This window comes from Streptomyces xanthophaeus, assembly GCF_000725805.1.
In the GTDB taxonomy this organism is placed as follows: Bacteria; Actinomycetota; Actinomycetes; order Streptomycetales; family Streptomycetaceae; genus Streptomyces; species Streptomyces xanthophaeus.
In genome coordinates, this window is sequence record NZ_JOFT01000009.1 from 181,722 (window position 1) to 196,837 (window position 15,116).

Below are 15,116 nucleotides of genomic sequence, written 5' to 3' on the forward strand. Positions count from 1 at the left end.
TTTCCCTGGTGGTGCGTCGGTGAGGTGTGTCCCGGCCGGCCGGACGGGGGCGCAGCGGGCCCGCCCGTCCGCGACGGGGTCGGCGGACGGGCGGGTTGCCGGCAGGCCGGCGGTTACGCGGTGGCCGCTACTTGATGGCCGCGACCAGCGGCTCGACCTGGTCGATGGCGTACGGGATCGACAGGACGGTGTTGAAGGAGAACGCGGCGCCGATGTCCGGGTTCTGGTAGGGCACGAACAGGTCGCGCTTCTCCTGGTGGACCTTCAGCTTGCTGTAGAGCGCCTCGGCCTTGATGCGGTCGTTGGCCTCGGTGCTGGAGGTGACCCACACCAGGCGGTCGACGTCGAGGACGTCGAGCTTCTCGGCGCTCAGCTCGGCGACGTTGAAGCCGGGCTTGGCCAGGGTGTCGATCTCGGGCTTCAGCTTGAAGCCGAGCTCGGAGAAGAAGATCGCCTTGGGGTCGGTCTTCGTGAACGCCGAGTACTTGCCGGCCTCGAAGCTGTCGGCGACGGCGATGGTCTTCTGCTGGAAGTCGGGGTGCTTCTCGCGGACGGCCTTGAAGCGGGCGTCGATGTCGGAGATCAGCTTCTCGGTCTCCGCGTCCTTGCCGAGGGACTTGCCGATCTGCCGGGTCATCACCTGCCAGGAGGCGCCGTAGTCGGGCAGGTCCTTGGGCTGCGCGACGACCTTGGCGATCTTCGACAGGGTGTCGTACTGCTCCTTCTTCATGCCCGAGTACTGGGCGATGATCAGGTCCGGCTTCAGGGCCGCGATCTTCTCGACGTTGTACTCGTCACGCTCACCGACGATGGTGGGCTTGGTGTCGCCCCACTTGTCCTTCGCCCACGGCCACTTGCCGTACGGGTCCTCCTTGAACCAGTCCACCGCGCCGACCGGCTTGATGCCGAGGGCGAGGACCGCGTCCTGGTCCGACAGACCGAGGGTGACGACCTTCGTCGGCGCCTTGTCGATCGTCGTGCTGCCGTACTTGTGGTCGACCGTCACCGGGAAGGCGGCGGACTTGGCGTCGGCCCCGGCCGAGGGGGTGGCCTCGGTCTCCTTCTTCTCGGAGCCGCCGCCACAGGCGGCGAGGGCGAGCGCTGCGGCGGCGGCGACTGCCACGCGGGGGATGCTTCTGCCGAACCGCGTCAGCGCGGGGCGTGTACCAGTGGACACGGATGTTCCTTTCACGGGGGTTTCACGGTGCTTTGCCCGGACCGCCGTTCAGGACGGCGCTGCCGGCGGGCCGGGCGGGTGGGACGGTACGGGGCGGTGACCCCGGGGGTGAGGCCATACGGGGGTGAAGGCCTCGGTGGTGGAGGTCAGTGGGTGGAGGGGATCCCGTCCGCGACCGGGCGGAGCTCGTCCGACGCGCCCCGGAGGTCGCGGTCGAGGATCGAGTCCAGGATCTCGCCGACCCGGATCGCGGTGTTCGACAGCAGCGAGGACGTGATGCCGTGGGTGTGCTCGGTGCCGCCCTGGAGGTAGATGCCGCAGCGCAGCGCCTCGTCGGTGGCGATCCGGTAGTCGCGCTCGACGCGCACCCGGCCCCTCTCGTCGCGGTGGACGCGCTCGGCGACCTCGCCGAGGAGCCCGAGGGCGTCGGCCTGCCGGTAGCCGGTGGCGCAGACGACCACGTCGGCGTCCAGCGGCGCCTCCTCGCCGGTGACCAGGGACTTGATGGTGGCGCGGACGCCGTCCTCGGTCTCCTCGACGCCCATGAGGCGCGAGACGTTCAGGAAGCGCAGCCGCTCGTTGCCGAGGACCTTCTCCTGGTACGCCTGGCGGTACAGGTCGTCGATGAGGTCGATGTCCACCACGGAGTAGTTGGTGTTGCCGTGGTAGTCCATCAGCTTCTGCTTGATGTCGTCCGGGGCCGTGTAGTACTCGTCGACGGCCTGCGGGTCGAAGATGCGGTTGGCGAAGCTGCTGTCGTCCGCGGGGCTGTAGCCGTAGCGGGAGAAGACGGCGCAGATCTCGGCCTGGGGGAAACGGCGGTGCAGGTAGGCCACGTTCTCCGCGGCGCTCTGGCCGGCGCCGACGACGACGAAGCGCGAGGGGTCGGCGCCCTCCAGGCCCTCCACCTTCGCCAGCAGGTCGGAGTTGTGCCACACGCGGTCGGTGCGCTCGGCGCCCTCGGGCATGACCGGGCGCAGGCCGGTGCCGATGACGAGGTTGCGGGCGCGGTGGGTGACCACCTCGTCGCCGGAACGGGCCGTCACGTCGAGGTACTCCACGACGCCGTCGCGCACGACCGGCTCGACCGCTATGACCTGGTGGCCGTAGGAGACCATGTCGTCGACCTTGGCCGCGGCCCACTCGAAGTACTCGTGGAACTCGATCCGCAGCGGGAAGAGGTTCTTGTGGTTGACGAAGTCGATCAGGCGGCCCTTGCTCTGCAGGAAGCGGAGGAAGGTGTACTCGCTGCTCGGGTTCCGGAGCGTCACCAGGTCCTTGAGGAAGGAGACCTGCATGGTCGCGTCGTCGATGAGCATGCCGCGGTGCCAGCCGAAGCGGGGCTGCTGCTCGAAGAAGTGAGCGGTGACGGCCTCTTGCCTTCCGACGCGCGCATTGTGCTCGCTCAGCGCGATCGCCATGGCCACGTTCGACGGCCCGAAGCCGATACCGATCAGATCGTGGATCAGTGGTGCGTCGCCAGGAAGAGCCTGAGACATGTCACTCCCATCGTGCGGGACAGCCGCCTGCCAGGGGTCCGGGCAAGCGAGGGGGGAAACGGAAGTCCAGGCACACCGGTGACCGGCAGCCGAGCGGAACTTAGGTAAAGCTAACCTGATCTGGCCACCCTGTCGACGGGGCAAAACGGACAACTGGTCGATCATCCGGTCAACCAGGCCCAGAATTACGGCCCGTTGCACCCTTAGGTAAGCCTTGCTTTACTTGTCCTGGTCAGTCGCTCTTCTGAGGAGGAACCCCTATGCGGGTCGTCATGTTCGGTTATCAGACCTGGGGCCATCGCACCCTGCAGGCTCTCCTGGACTCCGAGCACGACGTGGTGATGGTCGTGACCCACCCCAAGAGCGACCACGCCTACGAGAAGATCTGGAGCGATTCGGTCGCCGACCTCGCCGAGGAACACGGCGTCCCGGTCGTCATCCGCAACCGGCCCGACGACGAAGAGCTGTTCCAGCTCCTCAAGGAAGCCGACCCGGACATCCTCGTCGCCAACAACTGGCGCACCTGGATCCCCCCGCGCATCTACACGCTGCCCCAGTACGGCACGCTGAACGTGCACGACTCCCTGCTCCCCAAGTACGCGGGCTTCTCCCCGCTGATCTGGGCCCTCATCAACGGTGAGAAGGAAGTCGGCGTCACCGCCCACATGATGGACGAGGTGCTCGACGCCGGCGACATCGTCCTGCAGCAGGCGGTCGCCGTCGGTCCGACCGACACCACCACCGACCTGTTCCACAAGACCGTGGACCTCATCGGCCCCGTCACCATCGGCGCGCTCGACCTCATCGCCTCCGGGCAGACCGAGTTCACCAAGCAGGACCGCTCCCAGGCCAGCTTCTTCCACAAGCGGGCCGAGGAGGACATCCGCGTCGACTGGACGTGGCCCGCCGAGGACCTGGAGCGCCTGGTCCGCGCCCAGTGCGCCCCGTACCCGAGCGCCTTCGCCTTCCACAAGGGCAAGCGCCTGGAGATCGTGACGGCCGTCGTCTCCGAGGGCCGCTACGGCGGCACCCCCGGCCGCATCTTCTACCGCGAGGGCGAGGGCGTGGTCATCGTCGCCGGTGCCGACGCCCGCACCGGCCGCAACCACGGCCTGGCCATCACCCGCGTACGGACCGAGGACGGCCGGGAGCTGCCCGCGTCCGAGTACTTCACCTCCATGGGCGGGTACCTGACGAGCCGTCCCTGACACCGCGGCGGCCACGGCCGCCCGCCGGACCGCCGGTCCGCCTGCCCCGGACGGTCCCCGGGCAGGCGGACCGGCCTGCTGACCGCGTGCGGACCGGCCTGCTTCACCGCCTCGGACCTTCTGCGAGCCCGACCCGTGCCACGGGCCGGGCCCCTCGGCATGCGCGCGCGCCGGGCGCCGGTGAGAGCCCCGTACACTCCTCACTTCGCCCCCACGACACGACAGGCCGCTCCGCCATGCCCTCCGCCGTCCCCGCCCCCGCCTCCCCGCCGTGGCCGCGCGCCCCGCGCCGGCCGGCCTGGCTCTCGCCGAAGGTGCTGCGGACCGAGGTGCTCGGCGGGCTCGTCGTCGCCCTCGCGCTGATACCCGAAGCCATCTCCTTCTCGGTCATCGCCGGGGTCGACCCCGCGATCGGGCTCTTCTCCTCCTTCACCATGGCCGTGACGATCGCCGTCTTCGGCGGCCGCCCGGCGATGATCTCCGCGGCGACCGGAGCCGTCGCCCTGGTCATCGCCCCGCTGAACCGGGAGCACGGCTTCGGGTACCTGGTGGCCGCGGTGATCCTCGCCGGCGTCTTCCAGATCGTGCTCGGTGCGCTGGGCGTGGCCCGGCTGCTGAGGTTCGTACCGCCCGCCGTGATGGCCGGCTTCGTCAACGCGCTGGCCATCCTGGTCTTCCTGGCGCAGCTCACCGAACTGCGGGACGTGCCGTGGCCGGTGTACCCGCTCGTCGCGGCCGGACTGGCCCTGCTGGTCCTCCTCCCGAAGCTCACCTCCGTGGTCCCCGCCCCGCTGGTCTCCATCGCCGTCCTCACGGCCTTCACGCTGGCCGCCGGGATCGCCGTGCCGACCGTGGGCGACAAGGGCGAGCTGCCGACGGGCCTGCCGGTACCGGGGCTGCCGGACGTGCCGTTCACCCTGGAGACGCTCGCGACGATCGCCCCCTACGCCTTCGCGATGGCGCTGGTCGGGCTGATGGAGTCGCTGATGACGGCGAAGCTCGTCGACGAGATCACCGGCACGCCCTCCGGCAAGACCCGCGAGTCCGTCGGACAGGGCGTCGCGAACATCGTCACGGGATTCCTCGGCGGCATGGGCGGCTGCGCGATGATCGGCCAGACGATGATCAACGTGAAGGTGTCCGGGGCGCGCACCCGGCTGTCGACCTTCCTCGCGGGCGTCTTCCTGATGGTGCTGTGCATCGTCTGCGGGCCGGTCGTCTCCCGCATCCCGATGGCCGCGCTGGTCGCCGTCATGGTGATGGTCTGCTTCGCCACCTTCGACTGGCGCTCGGTCGCGCCGAGGGTGCTGCGGCGGACCCCGGCCGCGGAGACCGTCGTCATGGCCCTCACCGTGGCCTGCGTGGTGGCGACCCACAACCTCGCCGTCGGCGTCGTCGCGGGCACCCTCACCGCGATCGCGCTGACCCGGCTGCGGAACCGGGGCCGCACCTCCGGCGCCCCTGCGCCGTCCCCGGCACCGGAGTCCGCCCCGGAGTCCGCGCGGAAGGCCCCCGCCCCCACCGCACGCTGAACGGGGCCCGCCGCACCGCGGCGGGCCCCGTCCGCACCCGTACGCCCTACTCGGTGATGGCGATCTTGCCGTTCGACGGGGCCGGCGCGGCACCGGATGGTGCCGCACCTGACGCTCCGGCGCCTGACGCCGCGGCACCGGACGCGGCCGGCTGGGCGCCGGTGAGGCCCTTGAGGAGCTGGGCGAGGTCCACGCCCGTGGTGGAACCGAGGAGCTCCATGCCCTGCGCGACGTTGTCGGCGACCGTACGGGAGAGCTTGCTCGCCCCGTCGGTGGAGATGACGGTCAGCTTGTCGATGGCGGCCAGCGGCTCGGCGGCCTTGCCGACGACCTCCGGGAGCACCGAGACCAGCATCTGCAGGACCGCGGCGTCCCCGTACCGCTCGAAGGCCTCGGCCTTGCGGTTCATCGCCTCGGCCTCGGCGGCGCCCCGCGCCAGGATCGACGCCGCCTCCGCGTCACCCTCCAGCTGGACCGCCTCCGCGATCGCCGCACGCCGGGCCCGCTCGGCCTCACCGCGCTTGGCGCCCTCGACGGCCTCCGCCTCGGCCAGGGCGGAGCGGCGCTGCTTCTCGCCCTCACCGGTGAGCCGGGACCGCTCGGCCTCCGCCTGCGCGGCGGCGATGGCGGCGGCGCGCTCGGCCTCGGCCTGCTTGACCCGGGCCACGCGCTTGGCCTCCGCCTCCTGCTCGGCCTCGTAGCGGCGGGCGTCGGCGGGCTTGCGGACCTGGGTGTCGAGCTGGCGGTCGGTCAGCGCCGCCTGGCGCTCTGCGACCTTCTCCTGCTCGGCGAGGATCTGCTGCTGGCGGTCGGCGTCGGCCAGCGGTCCGGCGGCGTTCGCCTGGGCCGCGGCGGCGTCGGTCTCGGCCTTGATCTCGGCCTGGCGCAGGTACAGGGTGCGCTCCGCGACCGCGATCTCCTCCTCGGCCTTGAGCCGGGCCTGCGCGGCGGTGCGCCGGGCGTTGGCCTCCGCGATGTCGGCCTCCTGCTTCGCGCGGGCGGCCTCGGGGCGGCCGAGGTCCTCCAGGTAGGAGCCCTCGGTGGTGATGTCCTGGATCTGGAACGCGTCGAGCACCAGGCCCTGGCCGGAGAGGCTGGCCTCGGCCTCCTCGGCGACCTGCCCGGCGAAGGCGGCCCGGTCGCGGATGATGTCCTCCACCGACATGCGGCCGACGATGGCGCGCAGGGCACCGGAGAGCACTTCCTGGGTGAAGCCGACGATGCCGTCCTGCTGCTGGAGGAAGCGCTGGGCGGCCGCGCGGATGGCGTCCTCGGTGCCGCCGACCTTGACGATCGCGACGCCTTCCAGATTGGCCTTGATGCCGCGCAGGGTGACGGCCCCGCGGACCGCCACCGGGATGTGACGGCTGGACAGGTCCAGGGTGAAGCGCTGCTGCACGAAGGGGACGACGAAGACCCCGCCGCCGACCACGACCTTCTGGCCGCTGTTGTCGGTGACGACCTGTCCGGTCGCCGGGTCCGTGGACTTCTTGCCGCGGCGTCCCGTGATGATGAACGCCTCGCTGGGACCGGCGACCTTGTAGCGGGTGACGACGGCCAGTGCGAGCAGGACGAGGAGGACGACCACCCCCACGACTGCGGTGAGGACAGGGCTCATGACAACTCCCGTGGAGCGGAGGGAAAGAGGAAGCGGGGCGTCGTCAGCGGTCGACGGGGCGGACCGTGACGGACGTGGACGAGGGGGCGGCCGTCACCCACACCTCGGTGCCCCGGGGCAGCGCGGCGCCCTCGGTGCGCGCGGTGTACTTGGCCGGCTGGCCGCCGAGCCGCAGCAGGACCTCGCCGCAACCGCCGCCCGCCGGGACCGCGGTGACCACGGTCCCCGCCGAGCCGATGAGGTCGTCCTGGTGCGGCGCCCGGCCGCTGCCGTCGCGCATCAGGGCCCGGCTCAGCCGGTACGTCGCCCAGCCGGCCCCCGTACCGGCCAGTACTCCGGCGGTGGCCGCCGCCCCCGGCCCGAGTCCGGTGGACCCGAGCACGATCGCCCCCGTGAAACCGAGCATCGAAACGAAGCCCGCGACCACCGGGAGCGACAGCCACCCGTCGAGCAGCCCGTCCAGGGCGCCGTGGAAGAACCCCTCCAGCACCCCGTCGAACACCAGGGAACACACCAGCAGGACGATCCCCGCGATGCCGAGACCGAGAAACAAGCCCATGAGCACCCACCCCCCTGCCGACCCGGTGTTCTCTCCGGACAAGGGGATCGTTTCACCGCACCGTCCCCCCGCACATTGCCGGTCACCGGCAATCTTTACGCGCCTTTGACGCAGCGTCCGTCCTCAGTCCCCGGACCCGGGCCAGCCCAGCAGCCGGGCGCCGATCACCGCCGTCTGCAGGGTGTAGCGGTGCACGGGGTCTGCGGGGTCGGCACCCGTGAGGGTGTGGATCCGCTCCAGCCGGTACGTCAGCGCCCGCACGCTCAGCGACAGCCGTCGGGCCGCCTCGGTGGCCACGCAGCCGCTCTCGAAGTAGGCGGTGAGGGTGTCGAGGAGCGGCTGGGCGCCGCCACGGGCCTGCTCCAGCGGCCCCAGGACGCTCTCCACCAGATCGGCCATGGCCTGCCGGTCGCGGGTCAGGACCGGATAGACGAGCAGGTCGGCAGCGTGCAGCACCGGACCGTCCAGGGACATCCGCTCCGCGAGGTCGAGCGCGTTGAGGGCCTCCTCGTACGAGTGCACCACCCCGCCCGCACCCGCGTGGGACCGGCCGATGGCCACCCGGCCGCCGTCGGTGGCCGCGTACGCCCGCTTGGCGAAGTAGGCGAGGACGTCGGGCTGGTCGCCGGGGGCGACACAGATGAGCCGGCCGTCCTTGGTGGCCAGCAGGATCTGCCGCTTGCCGAACCGGGCCAGCACCGCCTCCTCGATCCCCCGGGCCACGGGGTAGCCGTCGCCGTACGGCTCCGGCCCGGTCGCCACGGCGACCGCGTGCGCCTGGGAGAGCCGCAGGCCGAAACGGACGGCCCGCTCCGCGAGGCGCCCCAGGTCGCTGCGCCCGTACAGCAGGTCGTCGATGAACTCCCGGCGCGCGGCCTCCTCCTGCCGGACCGCGTGGCGCTGCGCCCGTTCGTACCCCTCGGCGAAGGCGTCCACCGCCTGTTCCACCGCCGCCAGCAGCGGGCCCGCCGCGCCGGAACCCAGCTGCGGCTGGACCTCCCGCGCCGCGGCGAGGTGTTCCCTGATCAGCCCGCGCAGCGGCCGTCCGGCCTCCGCCGCCCGCTGCCCGTGCAGGCGGCGCGACTCCAGTTCGTCGCGCGTGAGCCTGCGGCCCGTCGCACACGCCCCGCGCAGGATCTTGGCAAACCCCGCCAGATGACCATCCGTCTCGTCCCGTTCCACCACTGTCGTCCCCCGATCACGGCGCTCCCCCTCGGGTCTGCGATCCGCGAACAGGGTTACACGTGCGCTACGGGGCCTCGCACGGCAGTTCAGACGGCGCCGAGGGCGGCCGCGCCGAAGGAGACGTCGAAGCGGTCGCACCAGATGGCGACGCTGCTGTAGGCGGCCAGGTCCACCCCGGCCGGGACGGGGTAGTTCTGGTCGCCCTTGTTGCCCTTCAGCTTGCCGAGGCTCACGTACGCGCCGTCGTCGAAGACCCGCCAGCCGGCCACGCCCTCCTTCACGGGCGCATCGGTGAGCCAGACGCGCAGGTCCGGGCCGTTGCTGGTGTCCAGGCCCTCCAGGCGCACGGTGTGCGAGCCGTCGGGCAGCCGGACGAGCTTCACCGTGCCCGTGGTCGCGTGCTCGTGGCTGATCAGGGAGCCCTGCGCCACGGTCTGCGGGCCGGCCGGGGCTCCCGGGACGGCGGAGGCCGAGGGGGCGGCCGGGGCGGAGGGCAGGGCCTCGTGGACGGTGTCGTCCCGCCAGAGCTTCCACGGCTGGAACCAGTACAGCCCCACGCCCAGCACCATCGCCGCCACGACCAGCGAACCGACAACGGTCCTGCCGCGCCACTGCCTGACTGCCTTCACCGAAGCCTCTTCCTCACGGGACCGTTGCGCCCATTCAAGCGCGGGGCACCGCGCGGACGCCAGGCCGCTCGGCGGTGCGGGCCGTCCGTCAGTCAGTCAGTCAGTCCGTCAGTAGGAACGCGGTGACATCATCCGCGGCTCGATGGCCGCGGTCTCGAAGACGCAGCGCGGCACCCCGGGGCCGGGGGTCGCGCGCACCGAGGCACGCGTGGGCGGATCGGTGGGCAGCTCCACCTGCACGGTCACCGGGTGGTCGTCGTGCGTGGTGGCCTGGCCGGTCTCCTTGCCGTCGACCAGTACCTCCACCAGGGCCCGGTGTCCCGTCTGGACGGTGGCGCTCACCGAATGCCCGGCGTGGTCGATGTGGAAGTGATGGCGTCGCCCCATGGAACCGCCTCCCGTCGCTCGCCCCTCACGCCCAGCCTAGCCACGGGTCCGCCGGACGGCAGGGCGAGCACGGCGGCGGTGCGGCGGCGGTGGCGCGAAGGCTCTACGGGAGCGCGCTGCTGACCCCGTCGGCGATCATCATCCACAGCGGCTGTCCGCCCGTCCCGAAGGCCGAGGCCAGGGCGTACCCGACCGCTGCGTCCACCGGCTCGGTCGTGGCGTCCTCGCGCCACTCGGCGATCACGTTCTCGTCGCCGTCGCAGGAGAAGTCGCCGAGGTGCGTGCCGTCGCGGGTCAGCCTGCTGCTGGGCACCGAGTCCGGGACCAGGCGGTAGCGGCTGCCCCCGTACTCCACGTCCACCCGGTACGAACGCCTGGTCAGGGAGCCCTTCGCCGGGGTCAGGCGGACCGGGTTCCCGTCGATCCGCATCGTGAGGGCGTCCGGGTCACGGGTGCCGATGGCGATCTGCGGGTCGGGCTGCGATTGCGGATCGCGTTCCAGGGTCACCCGGGGGATCCGCTCCCCGTCCACCTCCAGGCGGTCCTGGCCCTCCTGACGGACGGATATCGCGCCGAAGCGCGTGTCCTCGACGGGGGTCCGGTCCAGATCGTTCATCAGCCGAGTCCTTCGGTGCTGTCGGTGCTGTCGGTGCTGTCGGTGCTGTCGGTGCTGTCGGTGCTGTCGGTGCTGTCGGTACGGTCGGTGCTGTCGCTACGGGTCCCGGCCAGGGCGGCGAGCTCGGTCCGGGTCAGGGCGAGGAAGGCCGCGCCGGGGCGTTCCTCCACACCCCGGGCGGCGGCCACGGCGCGGACGTGGCCGAGGACCGCGTCCACCGTGAGGAAGGAGCCGACCGGGCGCAGCAGCCACAGCCGTCCCCGGGGCCGCGGCGGCAGGCCCAGGTCCGCGAGGATCGCGTCGGCCTCCGCGTCGAGCTGGTCCACGTCCGCCTCGGGGAGCGGGGCGCACTCCACGCCGGTGACGTGACCGTGGCCGTCGAGTCCGGTCTCCACCGCCCAGTGGGTGGAGCGGTCGGGGACCCAGGTCCGGTCCCCCGGCGGCCACACGTACGGCAGGAAGGCCCACAGCGCGCTCGCGGGCGCCTGCTCCCAGCCGAGCACTTCCAGCTCCCGGACCTCGGGCAGCCGGTCCGGCTCCTGCTCGCTGCGGCCGGTGCGGCGCCGCGCCAGCGGGTGCGGCGCCCCGTCCTCGTCCCACGACATGCGGGCACGCTATCCGACGCGGCGCCCGATGCCGGGGAACGCCGCCCGGCCCCCGGCGCCCGGTCAGCCCTGCCGGTCCAGCGGGTTGGCCGCGATGCGGGCCGCCGCGCCGCCGGCCACGTAACCGGCCGCCGCGCAGGCGGGCTTGCGCCGCGCCTGGTCCTCGACCAGCGCGAGGAAGCCCGCACCGAAGGCGCCCCGCGGGTGGGCGGCGAGCAGGGCGGCCGTGAAGTCCGGGCCGAACTCGCCGACGCGCAGGCCCGACACGTCGGCGCTGGTGCCGACCTGGAGGAGGTGGCTCTCCACGTCCTCGGCCGCCGTGACGTCGTCGCGCATGTGCAGGACGATCACCTCCGCGGCCCGGTCCCGGCGGTCGGCGGGCCAGCCCAGACCGGCCGTCAGCACCCGCGCGACATGGCCGCCCGCCTCCTCGAAGGGGAGGGTGTGGCTGTCGAACGGCGCGGTCAGGCCGAGGTCGTGGACGAGGGCCGCCACGTAGAACAGCTCGGCGTCGTACGCGAGCCCGTGCTCGGCCGCGTACCGGGCCCCGAAGGCGTACGAGCGCACGGAGTGGGCCAGCAGGTCCGCGTCGGCGTACTCCGAGGCGATCTGCAGGGCGGCGCGGGCGGCCGGGGTGTCGAGGGTCCACGTGAGGGTCATGGGACGTCAGGGTAGGCGCGGGGTGAAATCGACCTCCGAGGGGGGCTCGCCCGGCCAGTTGAGGACCGTCGGGGCGGCCGGGGTCCGCGCGAGGACGTCCCCGTGCGCGACGACGTACGAGGGGCGGACCTGGCGGCGGACCGCCTCCCGGGGCGACGGGGCCGGCAGCAGGACGAAGGAGGCGGGGGCGCCCTCGGCGATGCCGTACCGGCCGGCGTCCAGGCCCAGTACCCGCGCCGCACGGTCCGTCACCATCGAGAAGGCGGTGGGGATCTCGTCGGCCCCGGTCAGCTGCGCGGCGTACACCCCGAGCAGGGCGGTCTGGAGCGGGTTGCCGGTGCCCAGCGCGTTCCAGGGGTCCATCACGTCGTCGTGCCCGAAGGCCACGTTGACGCCCGCCGCCAGCATCTCCTTGACCTGGGTCAGGCCGCGCCGCTTGGGGTAGGCGTCGAAGCGGCCCTGGAGGTTGAGGTTCGCGAACGGGTTGGACACCAGGTTGATGCCGGAACGGGCCAGCAGGCGCTGGAGCTTGAAGCTGTACGCGCCGTTGTAGGAGCCCATGGCCGTCGTGTGGGAGGCCGTCGCCCGCTCGCGCAGGCCCGAACGCAGCGCCAGCGCGGCCAGCACCTCGACGAACCGGGACTGTTCGTCGTCGATCTCGTCGCAGTGGGCGTCCAGGCGCAGCCCGTACTCCTCGGCCAGCGCGAAGGCGGTGTGCAGCGAGGCGACCCCGTCCTCCCGGGTGTCCTCGAAGTGCGGGATCGCACCGACGACGTCCGCGCCGCGCACGAGCGCCTCGCGCAGCAGCGCCTCCCCGCCGGGGAAGGAGACGATGCCCTCCTGCGGGAAGGCCACGATCTGGAGCGTCATGAACTCCCGCACCCGGTCGCGCACTTCGAGCAGGGCGTCGAGCGCGGTGAGGGAGGGGTCGGTGACGTCGCAGTGGGTACGGACGTGCAGCACGCCCTGCGCCGCCTGCCAGCGCAGCACCTCGGTGGCCCGCGCGACGACGTCCTCGCGGGTCAGGGTCTTCTTGCGCTCGCTCCAGCAGGCGATGCCCTCCCAGAGCGTGCCGGAGGCGTTGGGCCGGGGCTGCCCCGCGGTCAGGGCGGTGTCGAGGTGTATGTGCGGCTCGACGAAGGGGGCGGTGAGCAGGCAGCCGTGCGCCTCGATGAGGGTGCCGGTGGCCGGCGGCTCCTTCTGGTCGTCGTGCGGCAGGACCCGCGCGATGCGGCCGTCCTCGCCGACCTCGACGTCGGACAGGCCGTGCGCGTCGGCGGCGGCACTCCCGTCGGCCGGCAGCAGCCGGGCACCCCGCACGATCATCCGCATGAGCCCACCCTAGGGGTGTCAGCCCCGCTTGGCCTGGGCCTTCTGCTGCATGCCCCGGGTCTTCGCGGCGACCGACTGCACGTCCCTGACCGCGGCCTTGGCGCGGGCCTCGGCGGCCGTGTTCTTGGCCATCGCCCGCTCGGAGTCCTGGTGGCGGTGCTGGCCGGTACGGGCCTTCTTGCTCATGACCACTCCTTCTGTGGGCACGGGAGGCGGTACGGCTCCCACTGTGCGCCCGTTCGGAGCAGTCGGCATCCCGGCGCCCGGTCGGGCAAGAATGGGTGCATGACCAGCGACAGCGATGTGACCACCGGCACGGCCCCCGGAATGCCCGACTGGGAGAAGCGGTTCCGGGCCCCGCGCGTCGGGCTGCCCGAATGGGCCGAGGACGCCCCGGACCGTTCGCTCTTCGTCTCCAACGCCACCGGCACCTACGAGCTCTACGCCTGGGACCGCGCCACCGGCTCCCAGCGGCAGGCCACCGACCGCCCGAACGGCACCACCGACGGCGCCCTGTCCCCCGACGGGCAGTGGATCTGGTGGTTCTCCGACACCGACGGCGACGAGTTCGGCACCTGGGTGCGCCAGCCCTTCGCGGGCGGCCCCGACGAACCGGCCACCCCCGGGCTGGAGCCCTCGTACCCCGCCGGTCTGGCCATCGGCCGGGACGGCACGGCCGTCGTGGGCCGCTCCACCGACGAGGACGGCTCGACCGTCCACGTGGTCCGCCCGGACGGCTCCGCGCCCACCGTGATCTACCGGCACCGGGAGTCGGCGGGGGTCGGCGACCTGTCCCGCGACGGGACCCTCGTCGCCGTCGAGCACACCGAGCACGGCGACGCGATGCACTCCGCGCTGCGCGTGCTGACCCTGGACGGCGCGACCGTCGCCGAGCTGGACGACACCCGCGGCGGTACCGAGGAGCTCGGTCTCGCGGTGCTCGGCTTCGCGCCCGTCGCGGGCGACACCCGGCTGCTGGTCGGCCACCAGCGCCGCGGCCGCTGGGAGCCGATGGTGTGGGACGTGGCCGCCGGGACGCAGCAGGACCTGGCCGTGGACCTGCCGGGCGACGTCAGCGCCGAGTGGTACCCCGACGGCTCCGCGCTGCTGATCGTGCACGGCTTCGAGGCCCGCAGCGAGCTGTGGCGCTACGACCTGGCCGCGGGGGAGCTCGTCCGCGTGGACACGCCGCCCGGGACGGTGTCGGGGGCGACGGCCCGGCCCGACGGGACGGTGGAGTACCAGTGGTCCTCGGCCGCCGAGCCCGCCGCCGTACGGTCCACCGCGGGCGGCACCGTCCTGGACCCGCCCGGTTTCCGCCCGCCCGGCTCGGTGCCGGTGGAGGACGCGTGGGTGGAGGGCCCCGGCGGCCGGATCCACGCGCTCGTGCAGCGGCCCGTGGGCCACGGCGAGGGCCCCTTCCCGACGGTCTTCGAGGTCCACGGCGGCCCGACCTGGCACGACAGCGACGCCTTCGCGGCCGCCCCGGCCGCCTGGCTCGACCACGGCTTCGCGGTCGTCCGGGTCAACTACCGCGGGTCGACCGGCTACGGCCGGGCCTGGACGGACGCCCTCAAGCACCGGGTCGGCCTGATCGAGCTGGAGGACGTCGAAGCGGTCCGGGAATGGGCGGTCGGCTCCGGCCTCTCCGACCCGGCACGGCTGGTGCTGTCGGGCGGCTCCTGGGGCGGCTACCTGACCCTGCTGGGCCTCGGTACGCAGCCGCAGGCCTGGGCCGTGGGCCTGGCCGCCGTACCGGTCGCGGACTACGTGACCGCCTACCACGACGAGATGGAGGCCCTGAAGGCCCTGGACCGCACCCTCTTCGGCGGTACGCCGGAGGAGGTCCCGGACCGCTTCGAGGTCTCCTCGCCGCTCACGTACGTGGACGAGGTGCTGGCGCCCGTGCACATCGCGGCGGGCGTCAACGACCCGCGCTGCCCGATCCGGCAGATCGACAACTACGTGGACCGGCTGGCGGCCCGCGGCGCGGTGCACGAGGTGTACCGCTACGACGCCGGGCACGGCTCGCTGGTGGTGGAGGAGCGGATCAAGCAGGTCCGGATGGAGCTGGAGTTCGCGCTGAAGCACCTGCCGCGCTGACCCGAC

The 15,116-nt window shown here is 72.7% G+C and carries 15 protein-coding genes; 3 read left to right on the forward strand and 12 right to left on the reverse strand.

The annotated features are described in order from the left end of the window. Positions 1 to 127: 127 nt before the first annotated feature. Together IO30_RS0102020 and IO30_RS0102025 are read right to left on the reverse strand one after the other, a co-directional pair. The gene (locus IO30_RS0102020) at positions 128 to 1,123 is read right to left on the reverse strand and encodes an iron-siderophore ABC transporter substrate-binding protein (RefSeq protein ID WP_031138585.1); all 996 of its coding nucleotides are present in this window, start codon (positions 1,121 to 1,123) and stop codon (positions 128 to 130) included. A 200-nt stretch (positions 1,124 to 1,323) separates the two neighbouring features. Next, positions 1,324 to 2,676 (reverse strand): lysine N(6)-hydroxylase/L-ornithine N(5)-oxygenase family protein, encoded by a 1,353-nt coding sequence (locus tag IO30_RS0102025; RefSeq protein ID WP_031138587.1) that lies wholly within the window; start codon positions 2,674 to 2,676, stop codon positions 1,324 to 1,326. A gap of 260 nt (positions 2,677 to 2,936) precedes the next feature. Here IO30_RS0102025 and IO30_RS0102030 point away from each other — a divergent pair, with 260 nt between their 5' ends. Both IO30_RS0102030 and IO30_RS0102035 read left to right on the forward strand, forming a co-directional pair. Further along, positions 2,937 to 3,884, forward strand: coding sequence for a methionyl-tRNA formyltransferase (locus tag IO30_RS0102030; RefSeq protein WP_031138588.1), 948 nt, complete (start codon positions 2,937 to 2,939; stop codon positions 3,882 to 3,884). A gap of 236 nt (positions 3,885 to 4,120) precedes the next feature. Further along, positions 4,121 to 5,416, forward strand: coding sequence for a SulP family inorganic anion transporter (locus IO30_RS0102035; RefSeq protein ID WP_078903732.1), 1,296 nt, complete (start codon positions 4,121 to 4,123; stop codon positions 5,414 to 5,416). A gap of 46 nt (positions 5,417 to 5,462) precedes the next feature. Here IO30_RS0102035 and IO30_RS0102040 read toward each other — a convergent pair whose 3' ends face one another. From IO30_RS0102040 to IO30_RS45135, 10 genes are all read right to left on the reverse strand, one after another. Continuing rightward, positions 5,463 to 7,034 carry a flotillin family protein gene (locus tag IO30_RS0102040; RefSeq protein ID WP_031138593.1) on the reverse strand — a complete coding sequence of 524 codons (1,572 nt, stop codon included), beginning with the start codon at positions 7,032 to 7,034 and terminating at the stop codon, positions 5,463 to 5,465. A gap of 43 nt (positions 7,035 to 7,077) precedes the next feature. Continuing rightward, positions 7,078 to 7,593: an NfeD family protein gene (locus IO30_RS0102045; RefSeq protein ID WP_031138595.1), complete on the reverse strand. Its 516-nt coding sequence runs from the start codon at positions 7,591 to 7,593 to the stop codon at positions 7,078 to 7,080. A 123-nt stretch (positions 7,594 to 7,716) separates the two neighbouring features. After that, positions 7,717 to 8,778: a PucR family transcriptional regulator gene (locus tag IO30_RS0102050; protein WP_031138597.1), complete on the reverse strand. Its 1,062-nt coding sequence runs from the start codon at positions 8,776 to 8,778 to the stop codon at positions 7,717 to 7,719. Positions 8,779 to 8,864: 86 nt separating this feature from the next. Next, entirely contained in the window at positions 8,865 to 9,347 is a 483-nt protein-coding gene (locus tag IO30_RS0102055) for a DM13 domain-containing protein (RefSeq protein WP_051858936.1), read from the reverse strand. Between the two features lie 168 nt (positions 9,348 to 9,515). Then, positions 9,516 to 9,794: a hypothetical protein gene (locus tag IO30_RS0102060; protein ID WP_031138601.1), complete on the reverse strand. Its 279-nt coding sequence runs from the start codon at positions 9,792 to 9,794 to the stop codon at positions 9,516 to 9,518. Between the two features lie 103 nt (positions 9,795 to 9,897). Next, complete coding sequence (locus IO30_RS0102065) at positions 9,898 to 10,410, reverse strand: hypothetical protein (RefSeq protein WP_031138602.1); 513 nt, start codon at positions 10,408 to 10,410, stop codon at positions 9,898 to 9,900. Then, entirely contained in the window at positions 10,410 to 11,015 is a 606-nt protein-coding gene (locus tag IO30_RS0102070) for a DUF5956 family protein (protein ID WP_063768405.1), read from the reverse strand. The genes IO30_RS0102065 and IO30_RS0102070 overlap by 1 nt, the downstream gene beginning before the upstream one ends. Before the next feature lie 63 nt (positions 11,016 to 11,078). Further along, positions 11,079 to 11,675 (reverse strand): HD domain-containing protein, encoded by a 597-nt coding sequence (locus IO30_RS0102075; protein WP_031138607.1) that lies wholly within the window; start codon positions 11,673 to 11,675, stop codon positions 11,079 to 11,081. A 6-nt stretch (positions 11,676 to 11,681) separates the two neighbouring features. Next, positions 11,682 to 13,007, reverse strand: coding sequence for a cytosine deaminase (gene codA, locus IO30_RS0102080; protein ID WP_234321537.1), 1,326 nt, complete (start codon positions 13,005 to 13,007; stop codon positions 11,682 to 11,684). A gap of 18 nt (positions 13,008 to 13,025) precedes the next feature. Beyond that, positions 13,026 to 13,193: a hypothetical protein gene (locus IO30_RS45135; RefSeq protein WP_157853056.1), complete on the reverse strand. Its 168-nt coding sequence runs from the start codon at positions 13,191 to 13,193 to the stop codon at positions 13,026 to 13,028. Between the two features lie 99 nt (positions 13,194 to 13,292). Here IO30_RS45135 and IO30_RS0102090 point away from each other — a divergent pair, with 99 nt between their 5' ends. Next, positions 13,293 to 15,110: a S9 family peptidase gene (locus IO30_RS0102090; RefSeq protein ID WP_031138611.1), complete on the forward strand. Its 1,818-nt coding sequence runs from the start codon at positions 13,293 to 13,295 to the stop codon at positions 15,108 to 15,110. The last annotated feature ends 6 nt before the right edge of the window (positions 15,111 to 15,116 follow it).

Excerpts from the sequence above, each read along its gene's own strand:
- codA (WP_234321537.1), bottom strand. The coding sequence starts at position 13,007 with ATGCGGATGATCGTGCGGGGTGCCCGGCTGCTGCCGGCCGACGGGAGT.
- IO30_RS0102060 (WP_031138601.1), bottom strand. The coding sequence starts at position 9,794 with ATGGGGCGACGCCATCACTTCCACATCGACCACGCCGGGCATTCGGTG.
- IO30_RS0102065 (WP_031138602.1), bottom strand. The coding sequence starts at position 10,410 with ATGAACGATCTGGACCGGACCCCCGTCGAGGACACGCGCTTCGGCGCG.
- IO30_RS0102075 (WP_031138607.1), bottom strand. The coding sequence starts at position 11,675 with ATGACCCTCACGTGGACCCTCGACACCCCGGCCGCCCGCGCCGCCCTG.
- IO30_RS45135 (WP_157853056.1), bottom strand. The coding sequence starts at position 13,193 with ATGAGCAAGAAGGCCCGTACCGGCCAGCACCGCCACCAGGACTCCGAG.
- IO30_RS0102035 (WP_078903732.1), top strand. The coding sequence starts at position 4,121 with ATGCCCTCCGCCGTCCCCGCCCCCGCCTCCCCGCCGTGGCCGCGCGCC.
- IO30_RS0102070 (WP_063768405.1), bottom strand. The coding sequence starts at position 11,015 with ATGTCGTGGGACGAGGACGGGGCGCCGCACCCGCTGGCGCGGCGCCGC.
- IO30_RS0102030 (WP_031138588.1), top strand. The coding sequence starts at position 2,937 with ATGCGGGTCGTCATGTTCGGTTATCAGACCTGGGGCCATCGCACCCTG.
- IO30_RS0102045 (WP_031138595.1), bottom strand. The coding sequence starts at position 7,593 with ATGGGCTTGTTTCTCGGTCTCGGCATCGCGGGGATCGTCCTGCTGGTG.
- IO30_RS0102055 (WP_051858936.1), bottom strand. The coding sequence starts at position 9,347 with ATGGTGCTGGGCGTGGGGCTGTACTGGTTCCAGCCGTGGAAGCTCTGG.
- IO30_RS0102025 (WP_031138587.1), bottom strand. The coding sequence starts at position 2,676 with ATGTCTCAGGCTCTTCCTGGCGACGCACCACTGATCCACGATCTGATC.
- IO30_RS0102090 (WP_031138611.1), top strand. The coding sequence starts at position 13,293 with ATGACCAGCGACAGCGATGTGACCACCGGCACGGCCCCCGGAATGCCC.
- IO30_RS0102040 (WP_031138593.1), bottom strand. The coding sequence starts at position 7,034 with ATGAGCCCTGTCCTCACCGCAGTCGTGGGGGTGGTCGTCCTCCTCGTC.